This is a genomic window from Massilia genomosp. 1 (assembly GCF_011682185.1).
GTDB classification, from domain to species: domain Bacteria; phylum Pseudomonadota; class Gammaproteobacteria; order Burkholderiales; family Burkholderiaceae_D; genus Telluria_A; species Telluria_A rubra.
Window position 1 is genome coordinate 20,400 of sequence record NZ_WHJF01000092.1, and the last position, 7,422, is coordinate 27,821.

Below are 7,422 nucleotides of genomic sequence, written 5' to 3' on the forward strand. Positions count from 1 at the left end.
TGATGAATTCGTCGCCAGAGGGCGCCAGAGCTGGCGCCACCGATTACGTCAACCGAAATGGAGTCCACATGCGATTCATGCTGCGTCCCACCCTCATTTGTCAAACCCTCGTCGCCGGTTTGTTCGCCGGCGCCGCCCAGGCGGCCACGCCGGTCTCGCTGACGTACGTCGTCAACAATCCATGGGCAGGCGGTTACTGCGCCATCGTGAAGGTGTTCAATCCGAATGCGGAGGCTGTGCAGTGGAGCGGTTCGATGCCGGTACGCGGCACGGTGACGTCGCTGTGGAATGCGGTAGGCAAGCAGTCCGGCGGCGCGATTGTCTTCACCGGCGGGCTCGATTGGAACAAAACCATCGCGGGCAAGTCGTCGATGGAGGCGGCCGGCTTTTGCGCGACGGATGCCGTGACGCCGACACCAACGCCAACGCCAACGCCAACGCCGACCCCGACCCCGACCCCGACCCCGACGCCAACGCCGACACCAACGCCAACGCCAACGCCATCACCCGGCGCACTGTCTCCCACCTACAAAGGCGAAGGCACGTTTTACGGCGCAACGGGCGAGGGCAATTGCAGCTACGACGCGAGCCCGGACAAGCTGATGGTCGCCGCCATGAACCAGACCGATTACGCCAACAGCGCGGCGTGCGGCGAGTACGTGGCCGTCACCGGCCCCAAAGGCAAGGTCACGGTGAGAATCACCGACCGCTGCCCGGAGTGCAAACCGGGCGACATCGACCTGAGCGAACAAGCCTTCGTCAAAGTGGCCGAAAAAAGCGCGGGCAGGGTGCCGATCAGCTGGAACGTGGTGGCCGGCGAGACCACCGGAACGGTCAGCTACCGCTACAAGGAAGGCAGCACCATCTACTGGCAGGGCATCCAGGTGCTCAACCACCGCTTGCCGATCACGAAGCTGGAAATCCGTCCGAACGGCAGCGCCAACTGGATCGCCGTCAAGCGCGAGGAATACAACTACTTCGTCTACCCGACGGCGATTGCGCCCGGCCCGATGCAGGTCCGGATTACCGGTCTTGGCGGTGCCACGCTGATGCAAACGCTGCCCGAGCCGCAGGGTGGCCTGGTCGTCAAGGGCAGCAACCAGTTCTGACCTGACGAGATCAGGCCGGGCCGGTGGCGCTGTTACGGCGCCACCGGTTCCCCGAACCGAAAACTCGACACCGCCAGGTGGCCGAAAAATTCGTCTTCGTGATACACGCACGCCGCATCCTCCGCTTCGGCCGCGCCCAGCGCCACCATCAGCGGCATCAGGTGTTCTTCGCGCGGGTGGGCGTTGCGCGCGTACGGCGCCTGGCCCCAGTGCAGCAGGGCGGTGGTGCGCTCCGACGGCGGCAGCTTGAGGACCATTTGCAGCCAGTCGTCGAACTGGTGCGACGCCAGCCTGCCTTCCGGCCCGAACTGGCGCAGGTTATGGTAGCTCAGGCCACTGCCGATAATCAAAACTCCCTCGTCGCGCAGCGGCGCCAGCGCGCGCCCGATCTTTACGTGCGTCAGCGGATCGAAGCCGTGTTTGAGCGAGAGTTGCACCACCGGCACGTCGGCCTCCGGGTACGCCGGATACAGCATCGAAAACGTGCCGTGGTCAAAACCGCGCTGCGCATCGAGCGAGACCGCGTGCCCGGCGGCGGCCAGCAAGTCGGCCGCGCGTGCGGCCAGTTGCGGCGAACCGGGGGCAGGATACTTGATCTGGTAGGTGTGGGCCGGAAAACCGCCGTAATCGTAGATCATCGGCGGCTGCGCGGCGGACGACAGCATCAGCTCCTGTTCTTCCCAGTGGCCGGAAATGACCAGCACCGCGGCCGGCTTGACATCGCCGACCTGGCGCCGCATGTCGACCAGCGACGCTTCCAGCACGGCGTAGGTGTCGCCGTACTGTTGCTTCATGAACGGCCACGGGCCGCCGCCGTGCGAGACGAAATAGCTTGGGAGACGCGTGTTCATATTGGCACCGGAAGTTGGGTTATTGCTTGTATATGAGGATGCGACGGCCTGCTTTCAACTTGGTGTATCGAAGAGACCTTGAATCCTTTCAAGCAGGCAGGCCAGCAGGCCGGAAATCATGCCTGTCAATGGTCCAGTTTACCGCGCCAGCTTGGAGCGGCATCCTGCGGAGCTGCAAAAGCGAACGCTATTCAAATTGCATGCGGCAAGTTTTATTCCTGAAAAATATATATCTGAAATGTAAATTTTTCTTGATGGAAAACTGGTAAATTACGCAATTGCTTACTAATAGTAGGCCACCGATAGAATGGATATTTTGTGACTGCCGTATCTCCCACTGCGGCGCTTTCCAGCGCCGCGCCGAACCGCCATGGTTCGGATGACGAAACCGCCACCGCCCCCCTCTCCGGCGCCCCCCCCCCGAAACCAGCTAGCCCCACTCGTCGCGCTCTGCGCGCTGGCGCGTTTCCATCAGATTGCGGCAGACCCCGCCAGTGTCGCTCACCAGTTGGGTATTTCCGCCAATGACGTCGTCAGCACCGCTGATCTTCTGCGTGCGGCCAAGCTGATCGGATTAAAGGCGAAGCTGTCGAAGACGAGTAGCGATCGCCTCGCGCTGGTGCCGCTTCCGGCACTGGCGCTGATGCGCTCCGGGCAGGGCGAGCCGCGCGTGATCGTCCTGGCGCAATGCGATGGAACACGGGTGCTTTCCCAGGAGTTCTCCGGCACCGATGGCGGCCGCCCGACCATCGTGCCGATGGAAGCCTTTGCATCCGAGTGGACCGGTGAACTGATCTTGATCGCCAGCCGTGCGACGCTGGTTGAAACGCTGTCGAAGTTCGATTTTTCCTGGTTTATTCCAAGCCTGGTCAAATATCGCAAGCTGTTTGGCGAAGTGCTCTTTATCTCCTTCGTGCTTCAGCTGTTCGGCATGGTGAGTCCCTTGTTTTTCCAAGTGGTGATGGACAAGGTGCTGGTTCACAAAGGCGTCACCACGCTCGACGTGCTGGTGACGGGATTGGTGGTCGTGGTGATCTTCGAGAGCGTGCTGACGGCCTTGCGCGCTTACGTCCTCAGTCACACCACCAGCCGGATCGATGTCGAACTCGGTGCGCGCCTGTTTCGCCATCTGGTCACGCTGCCGCTGTCGTATTTTCAGGCGCGCCGGGTGGGCGACTCCATCGCGCGCGTGCGCGAACTCGAGAACATTCGCAGCTTTCTTACCGGCAGCGCGCTGACGGTCGTACTCGATGTATTTTTCTCCATCGCGTTCATTGCAATCATGTTCTGGTACAGCGTCCCGCTGACCCTGATCGTTCTGGTCAGCCTGCCGCTGTACTTCGGCCTGAGCCTGGCCGTGGTCCCGATGCTGCGCGAACGGCTCGACGCCAAGTTCGCGCGTGGCGCGGAAAACCAGGCGATGCTGGTGGAAACCGTCACTGCCATCCAGACGGTCAAGGCATCGGCCCTGGAGCCGGCGTTCGGGAAGCGCTGGGATGCCCAGCTGGCCGCCTACGTGTCGGCCGGATTCAAGACCCAGAACCTGGCCAGCGTGGCCCACGAAGGCGTCAACCTGATCGGCAAACTGGTCAATGCCGCCACGCTCTGGTACGGCGCCCATCTGGTCATGGACAATGCGCTGACCGTGGGCCAGTTCGTCGCCTTTAATATGTTCGCGCAGCGGGTGGCGCAACCGATCATGCGCATGGCGCAGTTGTGGACCGATTTCCAGCAAACCGGCATCTCGGTGGCGCGCCTGGGCGATGTGCTCAATACCCGTACCGAAATGGCGCCCGCCAGCGCGGCGCAATTGCCGGTCCTTCAGGGCCGCATTACGCTCGACGATGTCACGTTCCGCTATCGCCCCGAAGCCGGGCCGGTTTTGCATGGTTTGAGCCTGGATATCCGGGCCGGCGAGATCATCGGTGTGGTCGGGCGTTCAGGTTCTGGCAAGAGCACTTTGACCAAGCTGGTACAGCGGCTCTACAGCCCGGAGCGTGGCAGGCTCCTGGTCGACGGCATCGACATCAGCCTGATCGACGCGGCGCAACTGCGGCGCCAGGTCGGCGTGGTGCTGCAGGATAATTTGCTGTTCAATCGCAGCGTGCGCGAGAACATCGCCATCACCGACCCGGCGGCGCCTCTTGAAGCGGTGATTCACGTCGCCATCCAGGCCGGCGCGCACGACTTCATCAGCGAACTGCCCGAAGGCTACGACACCATCGTCGGCGAGCAGGGCGGCAGTCTGAGCGGCGGCCAGCGCCAGCGCGTGGCGATTGCCCGCGCCTTGTTCAATAACCCGCGCATCCTGATCCTGGACGAAGCGACCAGTGCCCTCGATTACGAAAGCGAAGCGATTATCCAGCGCAATATGGCGCTGATCTGCAAGGGCCGCACCGTGCTGATCATCGCCCATCGCCTCAGTTCGGTACGCCATGCCAACCGCATCATCGTGATGGACAAGGGCCGTATCGTGGAGGAGGGCAGCCATGACGACCTGCTCGGCCAGGCGGGCTTGTATGCCCACCTGTGCGCCATGCAGGACGGCGGCAAGCCGATCGACGACGCCACGCAAGGAGGTGCGGCATGACCCAGACTCAACAACCGAAAGCCCTGCCGCACCCGTTCCGGGAGATGGCAAGCCGCTACAAGACCGTGCTGCAAGCGGCCTGGACGCACCGTGCCGAGCTGGCCGGACCGCGCCGCCTTGCCGACGAACTGGCGTTTCTGCCGGCCGCCATCAGCCTGCAGGACACGCCGGTCCATCCGGCGCCAAGGCGGCTGGCGTGGTGCCTGATGCTGCTGTTCCTGCTGGCGCTGATGTGGTCGATTATCGGCACGGTCGATATCGTGGCCATCGCGCCGGGGCAAATCATCGTCAGCGAGCGCACCAAGATCATCCAGCCGCTCGAAAACAGTGTGGTGCGGCGGGTGCTCGTCAAGGACGGCGAACGGGTTCGTGCCGGGCAAATCCTGGTCGAACTCGACCCGACCACGGCCACGGCCGATGTCTCGAGCGTGGCGGAACAATTGAGTGCCGCCATCAGCGAGGAGCAGCGCACGGCCGCGCTGCTCAAAGGCTTGACGGCGGGCGCCGCATCGCCCGCATCGCTGCCTGCGGGCGACGCGGCGACGCGCGCGCAACTGCTGGCCGAATGGCAGGAGATCAGGGCCAAGTTGGGCAAGCTCGACAGCGAAACGGCGCGCCGCCAGGCCGAGGTGCAAACGGAAGAAGCCAATGTCGGCAAACTGACCGTGACGGTGCCGATGGCGCAGGAGCGCGAAGCCGACTTCAAGCGCCTGGTGGGGCAGGGCTTCATGGCGGGCCACACCAGCCAGGACAAGACCCGCGAGCGCGTCGAACTCGAACGCGACCTGCTGACGGCGCGCGCGCGTCTGGCGGAGGCGCGCTCCGCGTCGGCCGAGTCGATCCAGGCCAAGGCGGCGTATCGCAGCGAGACTTTGCGCGCCCTGTACGACCGTAACGCGGTGGCCGCCAGCAGGCACCATCAGTTGAACGCCGACCGCAGCAAGGCAGCGCAGCGCGAACAGTTGACACGCCTGACGGCCCCGGTCGCCGGCGTCATCCAGCAACTGGCGGTGCATACGACCGGCGGCGTGGTGACCGCGGCGCAGCCCTTGATGATCGTGGTGCCCGATACGGTTGGCGTGAATGCCCAGGTCAGCATCGCCAACCAGGATATCGGCTTCGTCAATGCCGGGCAGATTGCCAACATAAAGCTTGAAACCTTTCCTTATACCAAGTACGGCACGGTGGACGCGACAGTCGAGGTGCTTACGGCCGACGCGGTGACCGACGAAAAGAAGGGATCGTTTTATCCGGCCACGCTGAAATTCATGCAAACCACGCTGATGGTCGACGGCAAGCGCGTTGCGTTAAGTCCCGGAATGAATATCACCGCCGAAATCAAAACGGGCAAGCGCCGGATTATCGAATATTTGCTGGCGCCGGTGCAGCGGGCCACGCAGGAGAGTTTGCGTGAACGTTGATGTCGCGACGGGTCCTTGTGGCGACTGCGTTTGAGACGAGTATTGGCTGAAAATCTGTCGTAATCGCAGGTTATTTGAAGGGATGATGCAGTTATGGGTTTATATATTTTAGCGTTGATGCTGATATGGTTCGGTGTTCTCTGCTGGGCGGCAAAAGGTATCACACGGGGGGGCGATACGCCGCACCGGATGATAATTTCGACGATTATTATCGTCCTTGTCTACCCGCTGCCAGTCGCAGATGAAATCATTGGAGCGATACAGTTCAAATTATTATGCAAGCAACAGGTTATCTATAAGGATCCCGACATGGAGAGCAAAAAAGGGGCGCATCTCAAAGTTGTTATTCAGGAGAGAAAGCGAATTAGCGACAAAGCGGTGCCGATAACGAGCACTATTTTTGAATATATTAACCAAAGAGATAAATCAGTGTTGATCAAGTATGTAGTATTCGACACGGATGGAGGATTTTTGGCTAGAAATTTTTACCTCCAAGAGGGCGGAGGCGCGTTGCTATTTGACAGTACTTGCCAGCCGGACGAATATTGGACGCTTGACAGCAAATTTGAAGTTATAAATTAAAACAAGGCGTGACTATTCAGCCTCTGGGAGGGGTGTAAAAACCTATTTAAAATCAATGGGTTGCGGCCATCTGAAAACAGCTGAAAAACGCGAAAACCCGGCTTTTTTCATAAAAACTGAGTAAATCGCGCCTTTTTCAAGCGTGAAAATCACGTAACTCATTGATTTGTAAGGGCTGAATAGTTACAACAAGGCTACATTATGAATATGAATGATATTTTCATTAACGCAATTCTTTCCGATGCGGCGTATGCGCGTGGTTTGAAAGACGGTTTGACAGGCAATCCACCGAACTTAGCAGCGCCTGAATTCAGCATGGTTTGTTTGCCATCGATTTATGCGGCTTCGGTCCATTCTTCCTTTGCTTCGTTTTCATCACACGTGGTTGGTGCGAGTAGGTTCGGCGGGCAATGAGGTCAAGTGCGTCATGTAACAGCATGGCGACCACCTCGCACAGCAGCAACGACGGCAGCAGCGGCTTGAGAATGGAATGAACGGCAGTGTGGGACGTCGTCGGGTCAATCAGTGTTGAGGCGATTTTCGGTTTCAAAAAAGGTAACTATTCAGCCCTTACAAATCAATGAGTTACGTGATTTTCACGCTTGAAAAAGCCGCGATTTACTCAGTTTTTATGAAAAAAGCCCGGTTTTCGCGTTTTTCAGCTGTTTTCAGATGGCCGCAACCCATTGATTTTAAATAGGTTTTTACACCCCTCCCAGAGGCTGAATAGTCACCAAAAAAGAAGGTGATTAGCGCTGATCTTCAGCTAACCGACACCACGCTTCGGTTCGGTTGCCCGTGGCGACAGCAGCGTACAAGAGGCGCGTCAAGATGGTCGACAAATCGAAGCGCCGGTTAAATCGATACTG

The 7,422-nt window shown here is 59.8% G+C and carries 6 protein-coding genes and 1 pseudogene; 5 read left to right on the plus strand and 2 right to left on the minus strand.

The features are described from left to right. The first annotated feature begins 68 nt into the window (after nucleotides 1-68). The gene (locus tag F1735_RS25835; RefSeq protein WP_167239604.1) at nucleotides 69-1,109 is read left to right on the plus strand and encodes an expansin EXLX1 family cellulose-binding protein; all 1,041 of its coding nucleotides are present in this window, start codon (nucleotides 69-71) and stop codon (nucleotides 1,107-1,109) included. A 32-nt stretch (nucleotides 1,110-1,141) separates the two neighbouring features. Here the strand turns inward: F1735_RS25835 and F1735_RS25840 are convergent, their stop codons facing one another. Continuing rightward, the gene (locus F1735_RS25840) at nucleotides 1,142-1,960 is read right to left on the minus strand and encodes a DODA-type extradiol aromatic ring-opening family dioxygenase (protein ID WP_167239605.1); all 819 of its coding nucleotides are present in this window, start codon (nucleotides 1,958-1,960) and stop codon (nucleotides 1,142-1,144) included. 379 nt (nucleotides 1,961-2,339) lie between these two features. Between F1735_RS25840 and F1735_RS25845 the strand changes: the two genes are divergently transcribed. From F1735_RS25845 to F1735_RS25860, 4 genes are all read left to right on the plus strand, one after another. After that, nucleotides 2,340-4,550: a type I secretion system permease/ATPase gene (locus F1735_RS25845; RefSeq protein ID WP_167239606.1), complete on the plus strand. Its 2,211-nt coding sequence runs from the start codon at nucleotides 2,340-2,342 to the stop codon at nucleotides 4,548-4,550. Next, on the plus strand, nucleotides 4,547-5,971 hold the full coding sequence (locus F1735_RS25850) for an HlyD family type I secretion periplasmic adaptor subunit (RefSeq protein WP_167239607.1): 1,425 nt from the start codon (nucleotides 4,547-4,549) through the stop codon (nucleotides 5,969-5,971). Before F1735_RS25845 ends, F1735_RS25850 begins: the two co-directional genes overlap by 4 nt. Before the next feature lie 93 nt (nucleotides 5,972-6,064). Next, complete coding sequence (locus F1735_RS25855) at nucleotides 6,065-6,553, plus strand: hypothetical protein (protein WP_167239608.1); 489 nt, start codon at nucleotides 6,065-6,067, stop codon at nucleotides 6,551-6,553. Between the two features lie 201 nt (nucleotides 6,554-6,754). Then, entirely contained in the window at nucleotides 6,755-6,967 is a 213-nt protein-coding gene (locus F1735_RS25860; RefSeq protein ID WP_167239609.1) for a hypothetical protein, read from the plus strand. A 335-nt stretch (nucleotides 6,968-7,302) separates the two neighbouring features. Here F1735_RS25860 and F1735_RS25865 read toward each other — a convergent pair. Then, nucleotides 7,303-7,422, minus strand: a pseudogene (locus F1735_RS25865) (IS1595 family transposase); the annotation flags it as partial.